Origin of the sequence: Sphingobacterium sp. UBA5639, assembly GCF_002421245.1 — a bacterium.
Lineage (GTDB): Bacteria > Bacteroidota > Bacteroidia > Sphingobacteriales > Sphingobacteriaceae > Sphingobacterium > Sphingobacterium multivorum.
The window spans coordinates 201,884-226,915 of record NZ_DIJR01000005.1; the positions used below are offsets into that span (position 1 = coordinate 201,884).

The following is a 25,032-nucleotide window of genomic DNA, read 5'->3' on the forward strand; positions in this document are numbered from 1 at the left end:
GTTTCCCTGACCATAAAAAAAATTCTAGGTCATGTCGGTTTTGTATTTAGTAAAGTTTGTATTATTTATTTCGTTAAATTTAATTTATTTTAAATTTGTTTTAATTTAAAATATAGTGAAATTATAGTTTAAAAAGATGTCATTTTTTATCAAAACTATGCTCTTTTGTCTCAATTTATTTTTAAATTTTATTTGTTTTAAAGCCTATGAAGGGCTTTTTGTTTGCTATATATTATTTTTTAGCCTGAGGTTTGATCTATCCTCTTTATTTTGTTGGGATGCCGTGATTTGTTTTTTATAGGCATTCAAACGTTTTCGTAAATAAATGAATTAAAAAGGTTTGATTGTATTTTCTTAATTAATACTATTGTTTTGTGTTGATTAAATAATAACCAATTGATATGAACGACTAAAAGGTCTTGTTGTTAGTCTTTTTATAGTTTTATTTATTAATAACCAATAAATCTTGATCTATGAGAAAATTTAATCATTTAATTTTCGTTAGTTTTTCTTTTTTGTGTATGCTATTGCTATCGACAGGAACCGTTCATTCACAAGGAACTGGAAGAGAATTAACGGGCGTCGTCAAAACTAATGATGGACGTTTTTTGGAAAAAGTCACCGTTTTGGTGAAGGGAACTTCAACGGGTACTGTAACAGATAGCTACGGTCGCTTTAGTTTAAAATTACAGCATAATTCTGCTAAGGTTGTTTTAAGTTTTACCCATACGGGATACTCGTCTAAACAACTTGAAGTAGAAGTGGGTAAGGAAATAGAGATTACTCTTTCTGAATCTACAGAGAATCTAGATGAAGTTGTCGTTATTGGCTACGGAACCGCCAAGCGGAAAGATGTGACCGGCGCAATCGTTTCTGTTCAGACCGAAAAGCTTGAGAAGGAGGCGCCCAGGTCAGTTCAGGATCTCCTGCGGGGAAATGCAGCTGGATTGGTGATTGGACAGGGAAATTCGGCAAAGGGGGATGCAAGCTTACAGGTAAGGGGAAAGGGAACATTGAAAGCTGGTAGTAGCCCCTTAAATGTTGTGGATGGTGTTATTTTTGACGGAACATTTGCTGATATTAATCCCAATGATATTCAGTCAATAGATATTTTAAAAGATGCCAGTGCAACTGCTGTATACGGTGCAAAAGCTGCCAACGGCGTTATCTTAATTACGACAAAAAGAGGTAAAAAAGGAAAACCGTCCATTACTTTCAATGGAAATTTTGGTATGGTGGAAAGTGCAGGTATACCTGCAGTGATGAATGCTGGTGAGTTTTTGAAATATCGCTATGACTTTGAAGTAGGTCGTCGGACAGACGACTATCTTAAAGCTCACCCCGAAATGTTCGTGGACCCAAGATTGCTCAATGGAACCAATCAATTGGACTGGTATAATTACGATCAAAAGACCCCCGTTACAAATGTAACAGAGGATCAGTTGATCAGGTCTTGGCTTTCTCGATTAGAGCTTAAGACGCCGGAGATTGAAAATTACATGAACAATAAGATTACGGATTGGCAGGATTTGATTTTTCAAAAGGGGATCCAGCAGGATTATGCTGTTGCTGTATCGAATAGTAATGAGAACACTAACTACTATTTTTCCTTAAACCATGTTGATCGGGAGGGAGTAGTGGTTGGAAGTCGGTTTAAAAATTTCAGAACACGACTAAATCTCGAAACTAGAATTACATCCTATCTAAAAGTCGGGGCGAATACAAATTTCGCCGTTCGAAATGAGGGCTTTCTAAAATCCGATTGGAAACAATCAGCAGTGATTTCTCCCTTCGGATCTAATAATCTTGATGATCCTTCTAGTATTTATCAAAGACTGCCGACAGGCGATGTCACTCCCGTAAACCCATTCTTTGACAATCAATTTAGAGATCGAAAAAATAATTATAATACATTGAATTCCAGTTTGTACGGTGTGATTACTTTGCCATTTGGGATAGAATTGCAATCCAATTTTACCCCTTCATTTATCTGGCACGAGTATTATAACCACGATTCTTCAAAAAATCCCGAGTGGAAGGCAAAAGGTGGAAGTAGCGAACGCTCATTTGAAAAAACATACAATTGGCAGTTAGATAATGTATTGCGTTGGAAGCGGCGTTTTGATGTACATAATTTTGAAGTGACATTGCTTCAAAATGCAGAGAAAGGGCAGTTTTGGCGAACCAAGGCCACAGCTTCTCAGTTTGTACCTTCTGATATTCTGGGCTGGCATCGATTACAGGCCGGTACAATTCCATTGAACGAAAGCGAAGACAAATATCAAACCGGAGATGCCTTAATGGCTCGCTTGTTTTATTCGTTTAAAGATCGCTATATGCTGACTGCTTCTGTACGACGCGACGGATATTCAGCCTTTGGCGCTCAAAATCCAAGGGCAACCTTTCCAGCCCTGGCTTTTGCCTGGGATTTTACAGCGGAAGGTTTTATGAAAAATACCAAATCTTGGTTGGATTATGGTAAGCTGCGACTTTCTTGGGGAAGAAATGGTAATCGTGATATTGAGCTTTACGAAGCGCTTTCCGACATGACCTCTGGGTTACATCCCTATATTGATGCGAGTGGAAACCTCTATCTTTCGTCTCAGTTATACGTAAATAGAATGGCCAATTTGGGCTTGAAATGGGAGAGTAAAAGTTCGTATAATGCCGATTTGGACTTTTCAGTCTTCCATGGCCGTCTCAGTGGTGCACTGGATTTTTATACGGCAACAACCCAGGATTTATTGGTAGATCGCGCATTGCCAGAAATTATCGGATTTAGCAGTGTTGCTGCCAATCTTGGTGAGCTCTCCAATAAAGGTTTTGATATTACCTTAAATAGTAACATCATGAATAGGGGCGATTTTAGTTGGAATGCGATGGCGATCTTTATGTTGAACCGGAGAAAAATTGTGAAGTTGTATGGCGATATGGTGGATGTAAAAGATAGTGAAGGAAATGTCGTCGGCCAAAAGGAAGCGGACGATGTTAAAAATAGATGGTTTATTGGACAGGATCCCGACCGGATATGGGCCTACCAACGAAATGGAATCTGGCAACTAGGGGAAGAGGAAATGGCTGCAAAATATGGTAACCAACCTGGCGATTTTAAATATGTAGATCAAAATGGAGATGGGGTCTTAACGGATGCCGACCGTGTATTTCAGGGGTATACAACACCGCGTTTTAGGTGGTCGTTTCGAAATGAATTGCGTTATAAAGAGCTGAGTTTTTCATTTTTAATTTATTCCAATTGGGGGCATTATGGAGACTTTAATCAGGCTGCAAACAACAGTAATTTTGCAGATCGGAGTACCGACTATGCACTACAGCGTTGGACGCCAGAAAATCCGATCAACGATTACGCGCGTATAGGATCAAAAAATAATGGTACAAACTACGTCAACATGTCCTTTATGCGTTTGGACAACATGGTGCTTTCTTACAGTCTGCCAAAATTTATCTTGCAATCGTTAAGAATTCAGCAGCTTCGTATTTCAGCTTCGATTAGAAATGTAGCATACTTGACAAAAGATTTTAAATTTGGAGACCCCGAAAGAAGCTGGAAAAGCGATGCATTGGCAGATGTTGGCGACCCAGCCCCCCGCACATATAATTTAAGTTTAAACTTTACCCTTTAATCACTAGATCATGAAGTTGAAAAAAAATATATTATATAGTTTATGTATTGGTTCAATGGCTGTTTTTACATTTTCGTGCAGTAAGGATTGGCTTAAACCGAAACCCCTGTCTTTCTATGAGCCCGATGTTGCGCTAGCCGATGCGCAAGGGATGTACTCCGCTTTAACGGCCTGTGAAAGAAATATGCGGCATGAGTTTTTTGGCGATGCTGCGCCCATTTTGACCGAGATTATCCAATCTGAAGTAGCCGTTGAGGGGACAACAGATAAAGCTGGTCCACAAATGGATATGGATATTGCACTGCTCCCTGATGCAGATCTCAATCACAACGATAGAACTAAAGTGGGATGGTATTGGTACGAAGGATTTAAGGGAATAAAATATGCTAATCTTATTATTTCAAGAATAGATGCCGGAACTTTTAAAGACGAAAATGAAAAAAACGCGATTTTAGGAGCAGCTTATTTTCAACGTGCCTACCGTTATTTCAAATTAGTGCATCAGTTTGGTGATGTGCCCTTCATTGATAAAGAAATAAATGAACCGAAATATGATTTCTATAGCTACGATCGTTGGAGTATTCTCGGGAAATTACGAAAAGACCTGGAATTTGCCTATCAATGGGTGCCCGAAAGAGTAGACCGTGGACGTACCTCCAAATCTGCCTGCGGTGTATTGTTGATGAAGGTCTGTATGGCTTTGGCAGATTTTGATCGGGCAATCGCCATCGGCAAAGAAATTGTTGCTATTCATCCACTTATGAAAAGTAGATTTACGGTGAATAAAAGTAGACCAAATACCAATCTGATGTTTGACCTTCATAGTGTTGAAGCAAAATTAGATGGTGCCAATACCGAAGGTTTAATGTATGTGGTTTCTTATCCAGGGGTTGATGGCTCTGATCGTATCAGAACAATGCGTAATGGTGTTCCTTTCTGGAATAACGGCGGTATAAAAACACCAGACGGAAAAACGGGGGCCGGATTATCATTGGCAGCAGATGAAACTGATCTTTCATTGGATTTAAATAAGAACTATGGTCGTGGTATAGGGCGATTGCGTCCAACCTGGTATTTTACAAATCAGATTTGGAGGCCTGGCAAAGAAGATAATGATTTGCGGGGGATCTTTAACCGGGATAGTTGGCGAAAGATGGAAGATTTGAAATACAATGAGCCCAACTTAAAAAAGACGGGCAATCCCTGGTATGGAAAAAATCTGGTTAAACCGGTGGGAATGAGTGTGGAGGATTCCATTCGGCTATGGTTCTCTTGGCCGCATTACAAATTATTTGTGCCGGATCCATTGCAGACACAATGGGAAGGCGGGGAGACCCCGTGGTATATTTACCGTTCTGCAGAAGTCTATTTATTGTTGGCCGAAAGTTGCTATTGGAAAAATGATCTTGGTCAGGCTGCTATGGCTATTAACGAAGTCCGTCAACGCGCCGGTGCATCGCAGCTAACAGCAGATGAAATCAATATCGGTGAGCTATTAGATGAGCGTGCACGTGAGTTGTATTACGAAGAAAACAGACATATTGAGCTCGTAAGGATTGCCTATACCTATGCAAAGACCCGAAAACCATGCGAAATTTTTGGTGGTCGTGTCTATGATTTAAAACAGATTAGCGGCCCAGGCGGAACGAATGCGAACATTAAACAAACTGGAGTTAATTTCTGGTACGATAGAGTGGTTGCTAAAAGTAATTTCTATAATAAAGGGGTAAAACATAAGTGGGCCGAATATAAAATTAGTGTGCACCATATCTTATGGCCTGTGCCCGCTAATGCGATTAATACCAATATTAAAGGTGTTATCAATCAAAATATAGGTTACCCAGGTGCGGAGAAAAATAAAACGCCATTACTTGTTGAAGATAAGTAATAGGTATTTTCAAACGTTTTCGTAAATAAATCAGATCATTTGATTCATTTCGCTTATATTAATTGATATATTGTTCTACTAAGTCAATTGAATCAATAACCGATAAGTAAATATGGGCCTGTCTGGTTAGAAAGTTACATGTAGCGTTGGCTCCAGGCTTTCGATGGGATGGTCCCGATCTTGTTATGATTGACGAACCAATGATGAATAATTGAACCGGGTCGATAGACTCAAGATTAAATTTTACAATGAAAAGAAATACACTATTTAAATCTGTTTTAATGGCAGCGATGGTTGGCAATGCTGTTATGTCGTATGCCCAGACAGATAAGAGTAATGAGAAAGGTTGGACGAACCTTTTTGATGGAAAAACGCTAAATGGCTGGAAATCTGTCGGCGGAAAAGCACCTTATTCTATTGAGGGCGATGCTATCGTAGGTCGAATGACAAAAGGTACACCCAATTCTTTTTTGATCACTGAAAAAGAATATGGTGATTTCATATTGGAGCTGGATGTTAAACTTGAAGGTAATGAAACAAACTCAGGTATTCAGACACGGAGCCATCTTGATCCAAAGGCTAATGATGGACGCGGACGTGTATATGGAAGGCAAGTAGAAATAGACCCCTCTGCCCGTGCTTGGACAGGTGGAATCTATGATGAGGCGCGTCGTGGATGGATTTATCCACTCGATTTAAATGAAAATGCTAAAAAAGCCTATAAAGTAGAGGAATTCAATCATATTCGAATTGAAGCCATTGGTGATGAGCTGCGCACTTGGATCAATGATATTCCTGTTGCTTATGTCGTTGATACGATCGATAGATCTGGCTTTATCGGGTTGCAGGTGCATGGTATTCCACCTAAATTGGATGGAAAGAAAGTGTACTTTAAGAATATTAAAATAAAAACAACCGACCTTAAATCAAAAGGTTTTCCAAAAGATCTTTATATCGTGAACTTGAAGCCAAACGACTTGGCTGACGCCGAAAAGAAGAAGGGTGTTAAGCTTTTGTTTGACGGTAAAACCAATAAGGGCTGGCGGAGTATACATGGCGATAAATTTCCGGAACGCGGTTGGGAAGTTAAGGATGGCCAAATGACTGTGCTAAAATCTGACGGGGGTGAATCGACCAATGGTGGCGATATCGTCACAAAAGATAAATACGCGGTGTTTGATCTTTCATTTGAATTTAAGCTTAGTCCGGGAGCCAATAGTGGTGTTAAGTATTTTGTGACTTTAAAAGAAAAATCAAAAGGATCGGCTATTGGTTTGGAATATCAAGTGCTGGATGATGCTTTACACCCTGACGCGAAGTTGGGACGTGACGGAAATCGTACCTTGGCATCGCTTTACGATCTCATTACATCCAATCGTGATGATCGCGCGCGCAGACCGATCGGCGAGTGGAATAGAGGTCGAGTTGTTGTTACAGCTGATAACAAGGTCGAACATTATTTAAATGGCATTAAGATGTTGTCTTATGAGCGGGGATCCAAAGCGTTTAAAGATTTAGTTCAGATCAGCAAATACAAAGATTGGGAAAACTTTGGCGAAGCGAAGGAAGGTTTTATTCTTCTCCAGGACCATGGTGATCGTGTTTCATTTCGCAGCATAAAAATTAATACACCGAATTAAGCCTATCTCTTATGAATCATTATTTATCGCGCAGAAGCTTTGTTAAACAGTCCGTCATCGCTGCAGGAGCGGTTATGCTGTCCAATAGTGTATTGGGGAATGTTAACTTGGCCAAACCAAATGAACGTGTCAACTTAGCCTGTGTAGGCTTGGGAAACAGGGCTGCCGACATCATTAAAGAACTCTATAAAACCGGACTCTGTAATATTGTTGCGCTGTGTGATGTCGATCTTGGTGCGAAACATACGCAGGAAATTTTGGGTTTGTTTCCCGATGCACCGAAGTTTAAGGATTTTAGGATAATGTTTGACAAAATGGGAAATCAGATTGATGCTGTAAGTATCGGAACTCCTGATTTTTCGCATTTTGCCATAACGATGCTTGCACTGGATTTAGGTAAACATGTCTACGTGGAAAAACCAATGGCAAGAACATTCCTTGAAGTCGAACTAATGGCAAATAAAGCTCGGAAAAACCCTAAGCTTGCTACCCAAATGGGAAATCAGGGGCACTCCGAAGCAAATTACTTTCAGTTTAAAGCCTGGAAGGATGCCGGCATTATTAAGGATGTGACACGCATCGATGCGCACATGAATATGCCGCGTAGATGGCATGGCTGGGATGTAAATATAAAGGGTTTTCCTGCCGCAGAAATGATCCCCGAAACATTAGATTGGGATCTTTGGCAAATGCAGACTATTGGCCATAATTATAATAAGGATTTTGTGAATGGTCAATGGCGCTGTTGGTATGATTTTGGAATGGGGGCTCTAGGCGATTGGGGGGCACATATATTGGATACAGCACATGAATTTTTAGATTTGGGGCTGCCTACAGAAGTGTCTGCTGTGAAGCTTGATGGGCATAATTCCTATTTTTTCCCCATGTCTTCAACCTTGAAATTTCATTTCCCAAAAAGGAAAAAGATGCCAGCAGTCGATATCAATTGGTATGATGGACTGGATAATTTGCCACCTATACCCGAAGGCTATGGTGTATCCGGACTGGATCCTAATATTCCTGCACCTAGTACAGGGAAATTGGAACCCGCCAAACTAAATCCTGGGAAAATTATTTATAGCAAGGATTTGATATTTAAAGGTGGCTCACATGCCAGTACCTTGCAGATTATTCCAGCAGCGAAAGCTAAGGAAATGGAATCTAGGTTGCCGGAAGTGCCAAAATCACCGTCAAACCACTTTGCTAATTTCTTAAAAGGTTGTAAAGGTGAAGAAAAGACCCGCTCGGCTTTTGAAATTGCAGGTCCTCTGAGCCAAGTATTTTGCTTGGGTGTAATTGCACAACGCTTGAATAGTAAGTTGATATTGAACACACAGACAAAAGAAGTGACCAATGATAAGTTTGCCAACGCACTCTTAGCCGGACCTCCACCAGCAAGAGGTTGGGAGCAATATTATAAGATGTAAAGGCCATTAAATGGGTATATAAAAGAAAGGGCAATGTTTACATTGCCCTTTTTATGTTTGAAATGAAAAGCCTTTATAACCTATCCTACTATTATTGGGAAGATGGGCCTGCTTTTTTCTCGATTCCATGAGATGATAAAGGATGATGGAAGATTATAATTTTTTCAGTCATTTATAAAAAAAAGGCTTTCAAACGGGGAGAATGAAAACCTTAAATAACCAATTATAAACCTAAATTATGATGATACAAATGTAAGTGTATTTACTACACTATGCAAATTTATTTTAAAAAATAATTGAATCGATTTTAAACAAGCTATATGAAGTAGCTAATTTTATAGGAGTAAACTGTATTTTTGACGAAACGGACTGCTATCTGCATTCTTTTTAAACGCTGTAGCTTTATGGATTTTAAAAAGCATCCGCGTAGACTTTTAGCTATTTTAAAAGCATGGAAAATTTAGAAGTATGGATGCGTGGACCTATTGAAGGAGTTCCCGCTCTTCTCCAACCTGTTGCGCACGCACTTTTACAAGTTGAAGAAGATGTTTTGAAGTATACCGCACAAATATCCTCAGCGCAGCTTTGGACAAAACCGGGTGGCAACGCCAGTATAGGTTTTCACCTGCAACATATTCGTGGAGTAATCGATCGCATGTTTACTTATGCCGAAAATAAATCCTTAACGGATAAACAATTTGACGACCTCCGTCAGGAAGGTCTAGAAGATAGTGCTTTGAGCGTGATATCGCTTGTAGAAAACTTACATCGGCAGATTCAGCAATCTTTACAAAAACTGGCGTTAATTGATCCGGACACCCTGACTGAAGTGCGTTTTTTGGGTAGAAAACGGATCCCTACGACGTTGATTGGTTTGTTGTTCCACGCTGCAGAGCATGCACAGCGTCATGTCGGCCAATTACTGGTAACAGCACGATGTATGAACTAAAAACAACCTTTAGTTCTGTCAGCTAAAGTCTAAGATTTTTGAACCTGTTGTAACTTCTCTCCCCATTTCCCTAGTTCTCGAATAATTGGTTTGAGTTCATATCCCAGTGCAGTCAGCTCATAAAGTACACGTGCCGGGACTTCTGCATGTACAGTACGTTTAATAATGTTATCATCTTCTAGCTTGCGCAATTGTAAGGTGAGCATACGTTCAGTGATATCCGGTAAACATTTTTTGATTTCAGAATAACGTAGCGCGCCATTGATGAGATAGCAGCATATGGCTAGAGCCCATTGACCACCAATCACATTAGCGGCAAAAACTTCGGGGCAATTATGCTCAAGTTGCTTTTTATTTGAAAAGTTAGTGGAGCTCGTCTTGATTTTAGTCATACGCACATTTTTTATAGTACCTAACATTGGGTTACAGATAAGCCAAAATAGGAATTATGTCGCTATTTTTAAATCATAGTCCTGTCGTTTATTAAAACTGCCGCTACGAATCGGCTAAATGTGGTGACTTGTGCATATCTAGATACATAAATAAAAAAAATGAAAACATTAATAGTCGTTATTCACCCCAATTTTGCTGCTTCCGTCGTAAATAAAAGTTGGGTTAAGGCCTTGGAAAATCAACCTGAGTTGTATGACATCCATCAATTGCACCAAGTCTATGCTGATGGTAAAATTGATGTCTTGGCCGAGCAGCAGATGATAGAGAAATATGATAAAATTGTCTTTCAATTTCCCTTTTATTGGTTTAATTGTCCGCCGTTTTTCAAGCAATGGCTGGATGAAGTGCTTACCTATGGATGGGCTTATGGTAAGAACAGTGGCTACAAATTGGAAGGAAAGAAAATTGCATTAGCAATTTCTGCTGGGATAGACGAGCAGGAGTATAGGGAGACAGGAAAGTATAAATATAGCATGGATCAATTAACAAGTCCTTTTGAAATTACTTTTGATTATGTTAAAGCGGATTATCAAAAACCTTTCGTCTTTTATGGAATTGAAAAAGAGTCATCTACCGCATGGGTAGAAGAGGGCGTCACGCGCTATCTCCGTTTTTTGGAGCAACTCTAGTTAATAAATATCAGGGCTTGTTTATTGTTGCTTAGCTTTTGTGATATACGAATCAATCCAAAGAAATAGGCTTATCAAGAAAGCATCTTTCTCAAGATGCTTTCTCTTTGTTGTTTTACCGTGTTGTATAACCACCATTGGCAAAAATGGTCTGCCCCGTTATCCACCAACCATCGGTGACCAAGAATTCCACCAAAGGCGCAATGTCTTTTATATCGGTTAGCCCACCTAATGCTGAAGCAGATTTATGGTAAGCAACAGCGTCTTCGCTTTCCTGTCCATAGAAAAATGGCGTATCCATTGGCCCCGGGGCTACAGCAGTAACCGAAATTCCCCGTTCTCCAAATTCTTTTGAAGCAGCTCGCGTAAAATGCTCTACTGGAGCTTTCAGTCCTTCATAAGTAGAGTATAATCCCGTATAGGCCGCCAATAATGAGGTAACAATCGTACAGATTTTGCCATTTGCATTCAGTTTTTTACCCGCCTCCCGAATAAAGAAATAAGCAACTTTTGAATTGATGTCACTCATGCTGTCATATTCTTCGACCGTGGTATCCACAATTGGCTTTTTCAATACTTTACCGACCGTATTAATGGCGATATCTACGCCACCAAACTTCTCAATTGCGACATCAAAAAGTTTCGTGATATGCTCAATTTTTGTCAGGTCCGCCTGCACTAATATTGCTTCTGCCCCCGCGGATTTGACAGCTTCCAGAGTTTGTTCAGCGTCTGCTTTGGTATTTTCACTATTGTAATGGATCACCAGCTTTGCCCCTTGAGCCGCAAAATCCCGACTTAACAATCCGCCAAGGTTTTTTGCACCACCAGCGATAAGGACAACTTTTCCTTTTACATCATTTCTTGCCATAATAATTTAAATTTTGATTATAGCAAATCTCACAAATGTTAAGGAACCTCTTATGGTGAACTTTTCGCTTTTTTCAATTGACGAAATTGTGATGGCGACATGCCTTCATATTTTTTAAAAAATTTGGTGAAGTTGGACGGGTCGTATGTCAGCATCTGTGCAATTTTCGCAATGGTCAGATCGCTATTAATGAGTAGGTCTTTGATACAAGCTAATATTTTTTGTACATAAAAATAGCAGGGGTGATTTCCGGAAGTTTCCTGTATAATCTTGATAAGATGCTTTTGTGAAACACAGAGTATGTTGGCGATATCCTGAAGCTCCATCATATCTATGCTGTCTCCACGAACCAATTCCGCTAAATGACGATCTAAAAAGTTAAAATATTGAATCGTAATCTCTTCACTTCTTTTTCTATTGGAGAGCAATGCTGTGTTCATTTTAATTCCTTTCCGAATTGTTAGGTTAAATATAAACAAATAATACTGGACGTAATATTTTTTACCTGAATAATCGAGAATTCCGCATAATGGACTCGTCAACGTTATAGACAAAGATTTTTATCCTCGACACTGCTCTTGATCACCCGAACGATTAATTTGTAAATTCGTATACTTGTAGAATTCTAAGAGAAATTCGTAATTTTTATAATCCCGCATAAAAATAAACTGAGTATATGCAGATACTTTTAGTAGAAGACGATCGCCGTATTAGCAGCTTTGTTGTTAAAGGTCTAGAAGAGATGGGCCACAAGGTCATTTTGGTTGAATCTGCGGAAGCGGCACGTGAATGGATCAATGCGGATTCATTGGACATTGTCGTACTTGATATTATGTTGCCCGGAATAGATGGTATACAATTTACGAAGATGATCCGATATCGAAAAAATCATATTCCAATATTGATTTTAAGTGCCTTAGGAGAAGTTGAAGATAAAGTCGAGGCCTTGGAAAGTGGTGCTGATGATTTTCTTGTCAAACCCTTTTCCTTTAAGGAATTGGTTAGCCGTATCAAAGCCTTGGTACGCCGCGACAATTATAAAAACGTACCAAAGGATAGCTGCGTAGAAATTCATGATTTAAAAGTGGATCTTGAACGGTATGAAGTCCATAAGAATGGTAAAAATATCGATCTATCACCTAAAGAATTTAAACTGTTGAAGTATCTGATCGAAAATCGCAATAAAACCCTTTCAAGAACAGCGATCTTACAGGCCGTCTGGGGAATTGATTTTGATAATAATACCAATGTTGTCGATGTATACGTTTCTTATTTAAGAGGTAAGATTGATGCGGGGAGTGATACCTCCATTATCAAAACGGTGAAAGGGGTAGGTTATATGCTCACAACGGACTGACCATGAATTTAAAGATTCGACTCACACTCTTTTCTACCTTGGTATTCACCATCATTTTTGGGCTTGCAACGCTAGTCATCTACTGGATATTTTATAATTCTTCTGAACGACATCTGATAAGCTCGCTGGAAAAAAATGCGAAGATAGCCGGTATTTATTACCTTGAAGCGGACGAACAGAGCCCGCTAAAGCACATGGAATCCAAAAATCAATATGAAAGTCTGGTCAAGCGCGCGATGGTAGCCGTTTATAACGCAGCGGGGAAGGTGAGTTATGGTGGTATGCGGTTTGATAATCAAATTAATACAGATTTGCTGAACCAGCTGAAAACAGACAAAACGGTTTATTTTAAAACAGCCGATAGCTTTTATTTTGGTTTGTATTATCCCGATAATCAGGGCGATTTCTTTGTGTTTGTCAAAGAGTCCAGCGCAGATTTTGATCATCAGTTGAACCGTTTACTCATTACGCTTGTCTTTGTTTTTCTCATTGCATTGATTAGTATTGCCTTGTTGTCGGTCTGGCTGAGTAAGTATGCTTATCTGCCCATTCGTAAAGTGATCCAAGAAATTCAGCATAAAGATTTAAGTACCATTCAGGAGCCCTTGACCGCCATAAAAACCAAGGATGAACTCCAGGATCTGATTGAAAGTTATAATGCACTCCTACGTCGGATCAGTGAAAATATGATTATCAGAAAGAACTTTGTAAGTTATGTTTCCCACGAGTTCCGAACGCCTTTAGCGGGTATCCTGGGCTCAATGGAGGTCTTCGGCGCAAAAGTTAGAACGGAGGAAGAATACCGTGAACTGGCCGAAACCATTACCGAGCATGTGAATTTTCTGAATCAGCTTATTGGTAATTTTCTATTACTGACCGAAGATCAGGCCCTGAAACGTTCCCTGGAAACCTTTCGTATCGATGAGATCGTGTGGGACCTTGTACCTAAATTTTCGAGATCATTTGCCGTACCCCTGAAAGTCGATATAGAGGTCGACGAGCCACAATACTTTAATTTTCGGGGCAACAAGATGCTCGTCTCCCTTTCGATCTCTAATTTAATCGAAAACGCACTGAAATATGCAAATGGGCAAGAAGTGCTTATCCGAATGACCAGTGCAGCTGGCAGACTGTCTTTACAAATTATAGATCACGGCATCGGTATCCCAAAGGCCGAACTGGAGTCAGTGAAACAGACTTTTTATCGTGGATCAAATGTCGGTCAGGTGAAGGGTAGCGGCATCGGTCTCTCATTTGCGCAAATCGTTTTTAAGGATCAGGGCGTAGACTTTGATATTCGCTCGAACCATCTGGGAACTACCGTATCACTGCTATTCCCTAAATTCTAATCCTTTTCTAATCTCTTCTAATTAAACTTTAATTTAACCTAAAGTTGCCTGTAATCTCTGTCCGTTAGTTTTGTGGAAATTCAAAATTAAGTGAGAAAGCTACGTATTACATTATTTTTACTTCTTGGCCTGAGTAGCAAACTATTTTCGCAGGAAGCGGTTGAAAGCCGTTTACGAAAATCGGAGATTGAACAGGTGTTCCTTGCGCATAACCTGAGCTTAATGGCACAACGTTTTCATATACAACAGGCTGATGCAGCAGTACTTCAGGCAAAGCTCTGGCCCAATCCAACGATCTCAATCTCAGAGGTCAATCTTTGGAAAAATTCCAGCAGCGAATCCTTTCCTGCGCTGATCGGTCATTATGGTAAATATCAGCAGCTGGCTGTTGAGCTGGAGCAGACGATCGAAATGGCCGGGAAACGGAAAAAAAGGGTGCAATTGCAGCTTTTGGAAAAAGAGAATGCCCGGCTTCAATTTGAAGAATTATTGCGGAATTTGAAATATGATCTCCGGAGCCAATGCCTCGAACTACAGATCTTACAGGAAAAAGAACAATTATACAGTAGTCAGGTCGATATTTTTCAGACCCTAGCGAAGTCCTTTCAAAATCAATGGAAAGAAGGCAATGTGAGTGAAATGGACTATCTCAGGATTGAAAGTGAGTCGATAGCATTTGGGAATAAACTCAATGAAATCCAGCAGGAAAAAATTGCAAAAATGAATGCAGTTGCAAGCTATCTAGGAGATAAGGGGGCTGCACTTTACATTTCGGATACGATAGGTATGCCGCTTTTTCTCCTGGGGACGAAACAGGAATGGAAAATGATGGCCCTGGAAAGCCGAAGCGACTATAAAATCATCCACAATAACTGGAAGAAAAGTAATGCGCAGTTGGAAATCGAAAAAGCAGAACGTACACCAGATCTCAAAGTATCGATGAATTATGACCGGGGCGGAAATATCATGCGCGATTTTATAGGCCTGGGTGTTGCTATGGATCTTCCTTTATTTAATCGAAACCAGGGCAATATCAAAGTTGCTCAACTGGAACTTGAGAAAAACAAAGTTGAAATCGCACAATTTCGTATCGATATTGAACGAGAGATCGAGTTCCTTTCGGCGCGTTTGAGCAATCTCGAATCGAGCTTGAAAACGATGGATACAGGCTTTGATCGTAAACTGGATGTCGCGCTTGAACGCTATGTCCGCAATTTTCAAGAACGACGGTTGACCATCGTTGAATTTATAGACTTTATCAATAATTACATGGAAAACAAAGAATCAATATTGGAGCGCAGGGCAAAATACCTTCAGTATAAGGAAGAATTGACGTATTTAATCGGAAAGGACATTGTCTAATGAAAGGGAACTTTTTAATGCCACTGACACTCCTGTCCATATGTTTATTGTGGAGCTGTCAATCAACGAAAAATGAAGAGCAGGTTACGCCGCCAACTAAAGGTTTTTGCCTTAGCGCAGATTTCAAAAACCAAATTAAAATTGATTCGATTCAGAAGCGGGCGGTATTTGAACAGATCGCTTTAAATGGGGTCATTCAATACGATCAGGATGAGCTTGCTGCACTAAAGAGCCCGATACCCGGTATCGTGCAGTCTGTCTCCGTCAAGATGGGTGATTATGTGGAGAAGGGACAGATTCTCGTATCGCTTAAAGGGACCTCGGTCAATGATTTAGGAAAGGAGCTGCGTGAGCTGGAGAATAGCAAGCGCTTGGTGGAGAGTAAATTGGCAAGTCTTCGCAGTCTACTGAAAGATGGTATGGCTTCCCAACGGGAACTAGAAGAGATGGAAAGCGAATTGAAAGCCACACAAATCGGAATACGTCATGTAAAGGCCAATATGAACCTGCTCAATGGATCATCAGAAAATGGTCTATTTTACATCCGTGCACCCAAAGCGGGTTATATAGTTGATAAAAAGGTGAGCCCTGGTATGACAGTGGGTGATGATGCCGAATTACTTTCAGTAAGTAAACTGAATGAAGTATGGGTTTCGGTCAATATTTATGCAAATAATTTACCTTTTGTGAAAAATGGTGCGCCTGTCAAAATCACCACGTTAGCCTATAAAGGGGAATCTTTTGATGGCTATATTGATCAGGTAGCCAATTTCTTCGATCCTGAAGAACGTGTCGTCAAGGCGCGTGTAAAGTTGTTGAACAAAGACCTGAGGTTAAAGCCGGGCATGAGTGTGGATGTATTGGTGGAAAAAGCTGTTTCAGGACAAGAACAGCAGATGCTGGCTATTCCCAAAGATGCCATCATTCTGCATAATAACCAGAATTTCGTGGTGCTGTACAAAAATGACTGTGATCTGTCCGTAAAGCCTGTGGATATTGTTGCTGAGAATGAAACCTATGCTTTTGTCAAAACAGGAATAGCCGAGGGAGATCAGGTGCTGACAGAGAATGAGCTGATTGTATTTGATGAATTGATAAATAGATAGGATGAAGAAAGTTGTACAAAATATTGTTTCGTTTTCATTGAAACACTCCTTGGTCGTCCTATTTTTTACGTTGGCATTATTATTCGGCGGGATATACGCCTACCTGCATACACCGATTGAAGCTTTCCCCGACGTCACCAATACACGGGTCAGGATTATCACACAATGGCCGGGACGTAGTGCTGAAGAAATCGAGAAGTTCGTCACATTACCGGTAACCAAAGAGATGAATACCATCCCAAAGAAAACGGATGTTCGTTCGATCTCCTTGTTTGGCTTATCCGTTGTAACGATCCAATTTGAGGATGGTGTAGAGGACTTTTATGCCCAGCAGTATGCGGGTAATAAGATGCGTTCCATCGATTTGCCGGACGGCGCGGAAAGCTCCATCGAACCACCTTCGGGTGCTACCGGAGAAATTTTTCGCTATGTACTGAAGAGCAATCTTCCGATTAAAGAAGTTTCTGCCATTCAAGATTGGGTGATCGAAAGGGAACTTGTGGGGGTGCCAGGTGTGGCGGACGTCGTGAGTTTTGGGGGGGAGGAAAAGATCTATGAAATAAAGATCAACCCAACAGAGCTGGCGAATTATAACTTGTCGCCACTGGACGTATATGAAGCCGTATCGCGTTCGAATATCAACGTCGGTGGGGATGTGATCCAGAAAGGAAATCAAGCCTATGTCGTTCGTGGGGTAGGTTTATTGGATAAGATCGACGATATTGGTAATATTTTGATCAAGGTGGTCGGCAATACACCGATTCTAGTCAAACATGTAGCCGAAATAGAACTGGGCGCAAAGCCACGACTTGGCCAAGTGGGACTCAATCAGGAAGATGATCTTGTACAGGGAATAGTCATTATGCTGCGGGGAGAAAATCCTTCGGCTGTCGTCACAAGGCTAAAGGCAAAAATCGAAGAGCTAAACCAACGTATTTTACCCGAAAATGTCAAGATTGAACCCGTTATAGATCGTACTAAACTGGTGAATAATACCGTGCATACGGTTTCCAAAAACCTGATAGAAGGGGTTATTCTGGTTTCGATTATTGTCTTTATCTTTTTGAACAACTGGAAGACAACCTTTATTGTTGCCTCGGTCATTCCACTGGCTTTCCTCTTTGCGATTATATTATTGAAAATACAAGGTTTGCCGGCCAATCTGATTTCAATGGGGGCGTTGGACTTTGGACTCTTGCTCGAAGGAACATTGGTAATCGTCGAGACTGTTTTTGTCTCTTTGGAAAAAGAGGCCCATCGGCTTGGAACGGAACGCTTTAATAAAATCTCCAAGCTAGGGATCATTAAGAAAAGTGCGGGTTCCGTAGCGGGGTATATCTTTTTTGCGCTATTGATTTTAATTGTCGCACTGACTCCTATTTTCTCTTTTCAAAAGGTGGAAGGAAAAATGTTCTCACCATTAGCCTTTACGCTCGGTTACGCCTTATTGGGATCCTTGATCCTAAGTTTGACCTATGTGCCCGCGATGTGTAAATACTTATTAAAAAAGAACATCAAAGATGATGAAAATAAGATCACTAAAGTCAGCCGTAATGCCATTTTTAAAGGTTTTAAAAAGGCTTTTGACCATCCAAAATGGACATTGTCTATTTTTATGGTTGTCTTGTTCGTCTGTATGTTCCGGTTTAGCCATTATGGTTCCGAGTTTCTTCCAAAATTGAATGAGGGTGCAATCTATGTTCGCGCAACCTTACCCAATAGTGTCAACCTAGAAGAATCGGTGAAGCTGACCAAAACAATGAAAACAAAACTGATGAATCAGTTTGACGAGATCGACTTTATAATGACACAGACAGGCCGTCCCAATGATGGCACGGATCCAACAGGCTTTTTTAATATTGAATTTAATATTGAATTGAAGCCCGAGGGGGAGTGGAAACGTAAACTTTCCAAAGAGAAATTGATCAGTCAGATGCGGGATAGCCTGCAGACTTTTCCTGGAATCAACTTTGGCTTTAGCCAGCCGATTCAGGATAATGTGGAGGAGTATGTGGCCGGGGTAAAAAGTCCACTAGTTATCAAAATCTTTGGTGAAAACTTACAAGATTTAGAGAATAAGGCCAATAAGTTTGCAGAGTCACTAAAAAAGGTCAATGGCATTACGGATGTCAATGTTTTTAAAAATATAGGTTTGCCAGAACTCCGCATTCAACTGCATGATTCAAAAATGGCTAAATATGGCGTTTCAACCAAAGATGTGCAGTCCGTGATCGAAATGACTATCGGGGGGCAATCTGTGACACATTTCTACGAAAATGAGCGGATCTTTGATGTTCGCCTGCGCTTCCAAAAATCATACCGCGACAACCCCGAGAAGATCGGAAATATCATTATTCCGACGATGAATGATCAGAAAGTACCCCTACGGGAGATCGCAACAATAGATTATCATACCGGGCCGGCATTTATTTACAGAGAAGGGAATTCCCGCTATATTGGTGTTGGCTTCAATATTGAAGGTCGAGATTTGGGAAGCACAATTGCCGATGCGAAAAAACAGATAGAAAGAGATGTGAAACTGTCCAAATCCTATAAGGTCGTCTGGGCTGGTGAATTCGAAAGCAAGGAACGGGCAACAAAACAACTGATGAATGTTGTGCCAATTTCGTTGATTTTGATCTTACTCTTGCTGTATGCCAATTTTGGTAATGGCAAAGATACGCTGATTTCTTCACTGACCCTCGCCTTTGCTTTTATTGGTGGATTCATTTCCTTGTGGATTACTGGAACGACATTTGGAATTTCGGCCGGTATCGGATTTATTATTCTCTTTGGCGTAGCCACGATTGATGGTATTGTCTTAATCGGGATTATGAAAGAAAATCTGTTGAATAAAATGCGCTTGAAACCTGCTATTTATGAAGCTGTCAAAAGCCGGATCAGACCCATCTTAATGATTGCATTAATGGGGGCGATGGGCTTATTGCCAGCTGCACTTTCAAACGGTATGGGGTCTGAAATTCAAAAACCCCTGGCGATTATGATTGTTGGTGGATTGATTATTTGTATGATTCTCTCGTTTTCAGTACTACCTATTGTTTTTTACTTCGCTTATAAGAAGGAGAACCGCGATTAGTTACCCATTTTTAATTATTATATACGATACAAAGGTTGCCTGTCCGACAGTGCAACCTTTGTTATTTTTAACATGCAGCTGTACGTTTCGTAATAGCGATCCAAAGTTGAAGCGAATAGCGATATATCGTTTACATGCTATTTTGTGTAAATCTTGTTATAAATGTTGAATTTACATTTAAGTTCCTTAAATTAAGCCTCAACATAAAAAGCACTTCGTTGAAGTTTTGCCGAGATAAGTTATAAAGCTGTATTTAAAATTAGAAAAAACATTCTTTTGAATCCTCGTGAGTTGTATTTACGAGAAAAGGTCAATATTAGGTCAGTGTTGATTAATTCATAAGAAGACTGAACGTACTATTCCAGATAGATTTGTGATAAAGAAATATTAAAATAATACGCTATGGCACAATTTAAATGGGAAGGAATATATCCTGCAATGTTATCACCATTTGATGAAAATGGAAATTTGGATTTTGATATGTTTGGTAAAAACATTGAAGCACAATTGGATGGAGGTGTTCACGGTTTGATTATCGCTGGATCATTGGGGGAAGCAAGTGTTTTGACTACAGAAGAAAAGTATGATTTATTGACCTATGCGTTGAAACTTGTTGGTGGTCGTGTACCCGTATTGCTAAATATTGCAGAAAATACAACTGCTGCTGCGATCAAAGTGGCGCAGACCAGTGAGGAATTGGGAGCCGATGGTTTGATGTTATTGCCACCAATGCGCTATAGAGCCGATGATAGAGAAGCTGTCGCTTATTTTCGTGCTGTTGCACAAAGTACCAAACTGCCAATTTTAATCTATAATAACCCTGTTGACTATAGTACTTATGTATCGTTGGATATGTTTGAGGAACTCTTATTGGAACCAAATATCCAGGCAGTGAAAGAATCTACACGAGATTTAACCAATATCACGCGTTTGAAAAATCGTTTTGGTGATCGATTAAAGATTATGGCCGGTGTAGATACCTTGGGGCTCGAGTCTTTAATGTTAGGGGCTGATGGGTTAGTCGCTGGATTGGTGGACGCATTCCCAAGAGAAACAGTGGTTATGTATAATCTTGTGAAAGCTGGTGAATATAAAAAAGCGGTAGAAATATACCGTTGGTTTATGCCTTTGTTGGAATTGGATATTCATCCTAAATTGGTCCAATACATTAAATTGGCCGCTACAGCTGAAGGAATTTCAACACCTTATACACGCGCGCCAAGATTACCGTTGATCGGTGAGGAAGAACAACGTGTGAAAAAAATTATTGCAGATTCAATCGCAACGAGACCACAATTATAGGAATGCTTCTGAACTCTCTGGATGAGAGTTCAGGAAATTTTCTTTTTAGAACCAAGTAAAAATACGCGAAAAGGACCTTCTTATTATATTGAGTAACCGCAAGGAATGAAAATATAGGGAAGGTTTTTATTGATTTTTGAAGATACTATTTACCATAAAAACAAAAGGAATGGATAGAAACGAAAATGAGATTGATTACGTCGTAAAACAGGCGGAGGCTGGATTTCAGTTTCTTCAACAAACGGATGTCATCGAACGAGCGGAATTGATGTATGCCATTGCCGCTGAAATTGAGGAATTGGGCGAAATATTGATTGAAACGGCTCATCTGGAAACGGCACTACCTTTGGGAAGACTGCAGGGTGAAAAGGCGAGAACAGTCAATCAATGGCGTCGATATGCCGATGCCGTTCGTACTGGTTTATACAGTGAAGCTCGGATAGATCGGGATCCAAATGGCCAATTTGATTTAAGGAAATATAATAAAGGACTTGGTCCAGTGGTCGTCTTTGGCGCGAGTAATTTTCCTTTCGCCTTTTCAACTGCTGGCGGAGATACTGCAAGTGCCATTGGTGCCGGCTGTTCAGTCATCGTAAAGGCTCATCCTGCGCATCTTAAAACCTCCCAATTAATGGCTGACGCCATTGATCGTGCGGTTTCAAAACAGGGCGTTCCGACTGGTGTTTTTAATCATGTGCTGTCAGATTCATTTGCTGTTGGGCAACAGTTGGTTAGCCATAAACAGGTAAAGGCTGTGGCATTCACAGGTTCATTTCGTGGCGGAAAAGCCTTGTTTGATTTAGGGCAGTCGAGACCTGAACCTATTCCGGTATTTGCTGAAATGGGAAGCGTAAATCCTGTTTTTATTTTGCAAGACTACCTCGCTAATCATCTGGAAGCATTTGCAAAGCAGTATATTGGATCATTACTCCTCGGTGTAGGGCAGTTTTGTACTAATCCGGGTGTATTGGTAGGCTTGGCGGGCGAACCGTTCGATCGGCTCAAACTGGCCCTAAAGAGCGAACTAAAATCTGCTGCTACAGGGAAAATGTTACATGCGGGTATTCTGGATAGCTACAATCGCCTAAAAGGCGAAATGGTTCAATCGGAAGGGATCAGCGTATTGGGGGAAGGCGAAGGTAATACACCACATGATTTTGCCCGGGCTGTAGTTGTCGAAACTGAAGCCAGTCAGGTTTTAAACAATCCCAACTTGCTGGAAGAGGTTTTTGGACCTTTTGGGCTGATTGTATCCTGTAACGACCAAAATGAGATGAATCTTGTCATGCAACAGCTTGATGGGCAGATTACCCTGACTTTCGCTGCCACGGCGCAGGACATGCATGAATGCCCGGCTCTTTTTGCAATGGCTCAGGACAAATGCGGAAGACTGCTGTTCCAAGGTATGCCAACAGGCGTAGAGGTTCAGTATGCCATGCAGCATGGCGGACCTTATCCAGCAACCACAGATGCTCGTTTTACTTCAGTAGGGCCAGATGCGGTAAAACGGTTCGTCCGACCTTTTAGCTTCCAGAATTGGCCGAATGAGTTTTTACCTAAAGAGCTAAAAGACGGAAACCCATTACAAATTGATCGTCTGGTCAATCAACAATGGACGAAAGCATAATATAGATAAATGACCATATAAACAACAAGGACTCAGAAATGAAGAAGACTTTTTTTTGTATTGATTCGCATACCTGTGGTTGTCCCGTACGATTGGTTGCAGGGGGAACCCCATTGCTAGCGGGTAATTCCATGATGGAGCGCAGATTGCATTTTATACGTGAGTACGACTGGATTCGCAAAGGATTGATGTTTGAACCAAGGGGACATGACATGATGAGTGGAAGTATGCTTTATCCACCATTTGATCCGCAAAACGATATCGGCGTTCTTTATATTGAGACCAGTGGTTGTCTGCCTATGTGCGGACACGGAACGATCGGTACCGTAACGATTGCCATCGAGGAGGGACTCGTTCAACCTAAAATTCCCGGAAAATTAAGGTTGGAAACTCCGGCAGGACTTGTACATATCGATTATGTTCAAGAGGGTCCTAAGGTGAAAAGCGTAAAGCTTACTAACGTCAAGTCTTTTTTATATGCTGAAGGGCTAACGGTAGACTGTCCAGATTTAGGAATTATCAGCGTCGATGTTGCCTACGGTGGCAATTTCTATGGTATTATTGATCCCCAGGCTAATTTTGACGATATCAGTTCTTATTCTGCGAGCCAATTGATCCATTATGGGAAAATAATTCGTCAACTGCTCAACGAAAAATATGCTTTTGTTCATCCCGAAGATGCGAATATTCATGGGTTGACACATATCCAATGGACAGGTAATCCAACGCTTCCCAACTCGTCCGGACGCAACGCCGTACTGGTTGGCGATAATGCCTTGGATCGTTCTCCTTGTGGTACAGGTACTTCGGCGCGTATGGCGCAGTGGTACGCGAAAGGGAAGCTTAAAAAAGGAACGGAATTTATACATGAAAGTTATATTGGTTCACAATTTACCGGCAAAATTGAAGCGGAAACAACCGTGGATGGTAAGCCTGCTATTGTGCCGTCCATCGAAGGCTGGGCACGGATAACAGGATATAATACCATTTTTTTGGATGATGAAGATCCTTATTTTGGCGGTTTTCAGGTGATTTAATACATTAATAAGAAAAGAGCAACGTGAAAGAAAATAATAGAGGTACAGTTGTTGTAATAGGTGCTGGAATTGCTGGTCTTGCTTCGGCCTATTACCTGGTGAGAGATGGTTGGGATGTGAAAATCCTGGAAAAAAATACTTTGGACAATAATTGTTCTTATGGCAATGCAGGCATGATCGTCCCCAGTCATTTTACGCCCTTGGCAGCCCCCGGGATAGTCGCGCAAGGAATAAAGTGGATGTTCAATAGTAAAAGCCCCTTTTATGTACGGCCTTCGCTCAATCCGCGGTTGATCAATTGGGGTCTGAAATTCCTAAAACATGCCAACCGCGCGCATGTGGAGCAACATGCTTCCGCCATACGTGACCTGAATCTCTATAGCAGCCGCTTGTATGACGAACTGGCCCAAGAAGATAATTTTGATTTTGAACTGAAGCAGAATGGTATCCTGATGATGTATAAATCGAAAGAAATGCAACATGAGGAGATTGAGCTGGCGCATCGTGCACAGGACCTCGGACTCGATGTCGATATCCTCGAAGGAAATACCGTTCAAGAACTGGAACCTAATCTGAAGCTAGATGTATTGGGTGCTATACTTTATCGCTGCGATGGAAAACTATATCCACCCAAGTTAATGCAGCAATTGATTCAATACCTGAAAGCTGCAGGTGTTGCTTTTTTCGAAGATACTGAAGTCTATAAATTTATGACGGCCGGAAATAAGATTAAAGAGGCAGTCAGCAATAAAGGAAGTTTTCAGGCTGATGCTTTTGTGTTAACCGGTGGTGCTTATTTGCCCCAGTTGACGTCGAAGTTGCAGGTAAATACACCACTTATGCCCGGAAAGGGATATTCTTTTATGTATCAGCCCCAGGGTGAGCAGAGCTTGAATCATGCGGCATTATTACTGGAAGCTCGTGTTGCTGTAACCCCCATGAATGGCCAGATCAGATTCAGTGGTACGATGGAATTGGGACCTGCAAATGATAAAATTTATGAAAATCGTGTTCGTGGCATAGTAGAGTCTATTCCCAAATATTACCCGGAGCTACAAGTCGATTATCCAAAGGAAAAAATATGGTATGGTTATAGGCCCTGCTCGCCCGATGGATTGCCTTATTTGGGACGATTGGAAAAATTTGACAATGTCCTGGTTGCCGGTGGAGGTGGGATGATGGGCTTGAGTTTAGGTCCAGCATACGGGAAAATCATTGCAGATTTATTGGCCGGACAAAAAATACAGGCTGATATTGATGGGTTTAGGCCCGATCGTTTTGATCGATAAAATTATGA

18 protein-coding genes are annotated in these 25,032 nt (G+C 40.8%); 15 read left to right on the top strand and 3 right to left on the bottom strand.

Annotated elements, in window-relative coordinates; all coding sequences use genetic code 11:
* Positions 1 to 473 precede the first annotated feature (473 nt).
* From B4Z90_RS04800 to B4Z90_RS04820, 5 genes are all read left to right on the top strand, one after another.
* On the top strand, positions 474 to 3,641 hold the full coding sequence (locus B4Z90_RS04800) for a SusC/RagA family TonB-linked outer membrane protein (protein WP_286801498.1): 3,168 nt from the start codon (positions 474 to 476) through the stop codon (positions 3,639 to 3,641).
* Positions 3,642 to 3,651: 10 nt separating this feature from the next.
* Positions 3,652 to 5,529 carry a RagB/SusD family nutrient uptake outer membrane protein gene (locus tag B4Z90_RS04805; protein ID WP_286801499.1) on the top strand — a complete coding sequence of 626 codons (1,878 nt, stop codon included), beginning with the start codon at positions 3,652 to 3,654 and terminating at the stop codon, positions 5,527 to 5,529.
* Positions 5,530 to 5,777: 248 nt separating this feature from the next.
* The gene (locus B4Z90_RS04810) at positions 5,778 to 7,169 is read left to right on the top strand and encodes a 3-keto-disaccharide hydrolase (protein ID WP_084823277.1); all 1,392 of its coding nucleotides are present in this window, start codon (positions 5,778 to 5,780) and stop codon (positions 7,167 to 7,169) included.
* Positions 7,170 to 7,180: 11 nt separating this feature from the next.
* Positions 7,181 to 8,596 (top strand): Gfo/Idh/MocA family protein, encoded by a 1,416-nt coding sequence (locus B4Z90_RS04815; RefSeq protein WP_286801502.1) that lies wholly within the window; start codon positions 7,181 to 7,183, stop codon positions 8,594 to 8,596.
* A gap of 472 nt (positions 8,597 to 9,068) precedes the next feature.
* On the top strand, positions 9,069 to 9,545 hold the full coding sequence (locus B4Z90_RS04820) for a DinB family protein (RefSeq protein WP_231585329.1): 477 nt from the start codon (positions 9,069 to 9,071) through the stop codon (positions 9,543 to 9,545).
* Between the two features lie 29 nt (positions 9,546 to 9,574).
* Here B4Z90_RS04820 and B4Z90_RS04825 read toward each other — a convergent pair whose 3' ends face one another.
* Positions 9,575 to 9,937 (bottom strand): winged helix-turn-helix transcriptional regulator, encoded by a 363-nt coding sequence (locus B4Z90_RS04825; protein WP_286801504.1) that lies wholly within the window; start codon positions 9,935 to 9,937, stop codon positions 9,575 to 9,577.
* A 159-nt stretch (positions 9,938 to 10,096) separates the two neighbouring features.
* On the opposite strand from B4Z90_RS04825, the gene B4Z90_RS04830 reads away from it, so the two are divergent.
* Entirely contained in the window at positions 10,097 to 10,627 is a 531-nt protein-coding gene (locus B4Z90_RS04830; RefSeq protein ID WP_286801506.1) for an NAD(P)H-dependent oxidoreductase, read from the top strand.
* 115 nt (positions 10,628 to 10,742) lie between these two features.
* On the opposite strand, the gene B4Z90_RS04835 is transcribed toward B4Z90_RS04830, so the two are convergent.
* Both B4Z90_RS04835 and B4Z90_RS04840 read right to left on the bottom strand, forming a co-directional pair.
* A complete protein-coding gene (locus B4Z90_RS04835; RefSeq protein WP_286801509.1) occupies positions 10,743 to 11,498 on the bottom strand; it encodes an SDR family oxidoreductase in 756 nt (251 codons plus the stop codon).
* Positions 11,499 to 11,548: 50 nt separating this feature from the next.
* Positions 11,549 to 11,938, bottom strand: a complete 390-nt coding sequence (locus B4Z90_RS04840; protein WP_046675721.1) for a helix-turn-helix domain-containing protein — start codon at positions 11,936 to 11,938, stop codon at positions 11,549 to 11,551.
* 236 nt (positions 11,939 to 12,174) lie between these two features.
* Here B4Z90_RS04840 and B4Z90_RS04845 point away from each other — a divergent pair, with 236 nt between their 5' ends.
* The 9 genes from B4Z90_RS04845 to B4Z90_RS04885 all read left to right on the top strand — a co-directional run bounded on the left by B4Z90_RS04845 (position 12,175) and on the right by B4Z90_RS04885 (position 25,024).
* On the top strand, positions 12,175 to 12,855 hold the full coding sequence (locus B4Z90_RS04845; RefSeq protein ID WP_046675722.1) for a response regulator transcription factor: 681 nt from the start codon (positions 12,175 to 12,177) through the stop codon (positions 12,853 to 12,855).
* 2 nt (positions 12,856 to 12,857) lie between these two features.
* Positions 12,858 to 14,204: a sensor histidine kinase gene (locus tag B4Z90_RS04850; protein WP_286801510.1), complete on the top strand. Its 1,347-nt coding sequence runs from the start codon at positions 12,858 to 12,860 to the stop codon at positions 14,202 to 14,204.
* Positions 14,205 to 14,294: 90 nt separating this feature from the next.
* Positions 14,295 to 15,566 carry a TolC family protein gene (locus tag B4Z90_RS04855; protein WP_286801512.1) on the top strand — a complete coding sequence of 424 codons (1,272 nt, stop codon included), beginning with the start codon at positions 14,295 to 14,297 and terminating at the stop codon, positions 15,564 to 15,566.
* Entirely contained in the window at positions 15,566 to 16,672 is a 1,107-nt protein-coding gene (locus B4Z90_RS04860) for an efflux RND transporter periplasmic adaptor subunit (RefSeq protein WP_070569459.1), read from the top strand. The genes B4Z90_RS04855 and B4Z90_RS04860 overlap by 1 nt, the downstream gene beginning before the upstream one ends.
* Position 16,673: 1 nt before the next feature.
* The gene (locus tag B4Z90_RS04865; protein ID WP_286801513.1) at positions 16,674 to 19,769 is read left to right on the top strand and encodes an efflux RND transporter permease subunit; all 3,096 of its coding nucleotides are present in this window, start codon (positions 16,674 to 16,676) and stop codon (positions 19,767 to 19,769) included.
* A gap of 402 nt (positions 19,770 to 20,171) precedes the next feature.
* The gene (locus B4Z90_RS04870; protein ID WP_286769799.1) at positions 20,172 to 21,071 is read left to right on the top strand and encodes a dihydrodipicolinate synthase family protein; all 900 of its coding nucleotides are present in this window, start codon (positions 20,172 to 20,174) and stop codon (positions 21,069 to 21,071) included.
* A 169-nt stretch (positions 21,072 to 21,240) separates the two neighbouring features.
* A complete protein-coding gene (locus B4Z90_RS04875; protein ID WP_286769798.1) occupies positions 21,241 to 22,698 on the top strand; it encodes an aldehyde dehydrogenase (NADP(+)) in 1,458 nt (485 codons plus the stop codon).
* A gap of 38 nt (positions 22,699 to 22,736) precedes the next feature.
* Complete coding sequence (locus B4Z90_RS04880) at positions 22,737 to 23,735, top strand: 4-hydroxyproline epimerase (protein ID WP_046675727.1); 999 nt, start codon at positions 22,737 to 22,739, stop codon at positions 23,733 to 23,735.
* Positions 23,736 to 23,758: 23 nt separating this feature from the next.
* The gene (locus B4Z90_RS04885) at positions 23,759 to 25,024 is read left to right on the top strand and encodes an NAD(P)/FAD-dependent oxidoreductase (protein ID WP_286801514.1); all 1,266 of its coding nucleotides are present in this window, start codon (positions 23,759 to 23,761) and stop codon (positions 25,022 to 25,024) included.
* Positions 25,025 to 25,032: the final 8 nt, after the last annotated feature.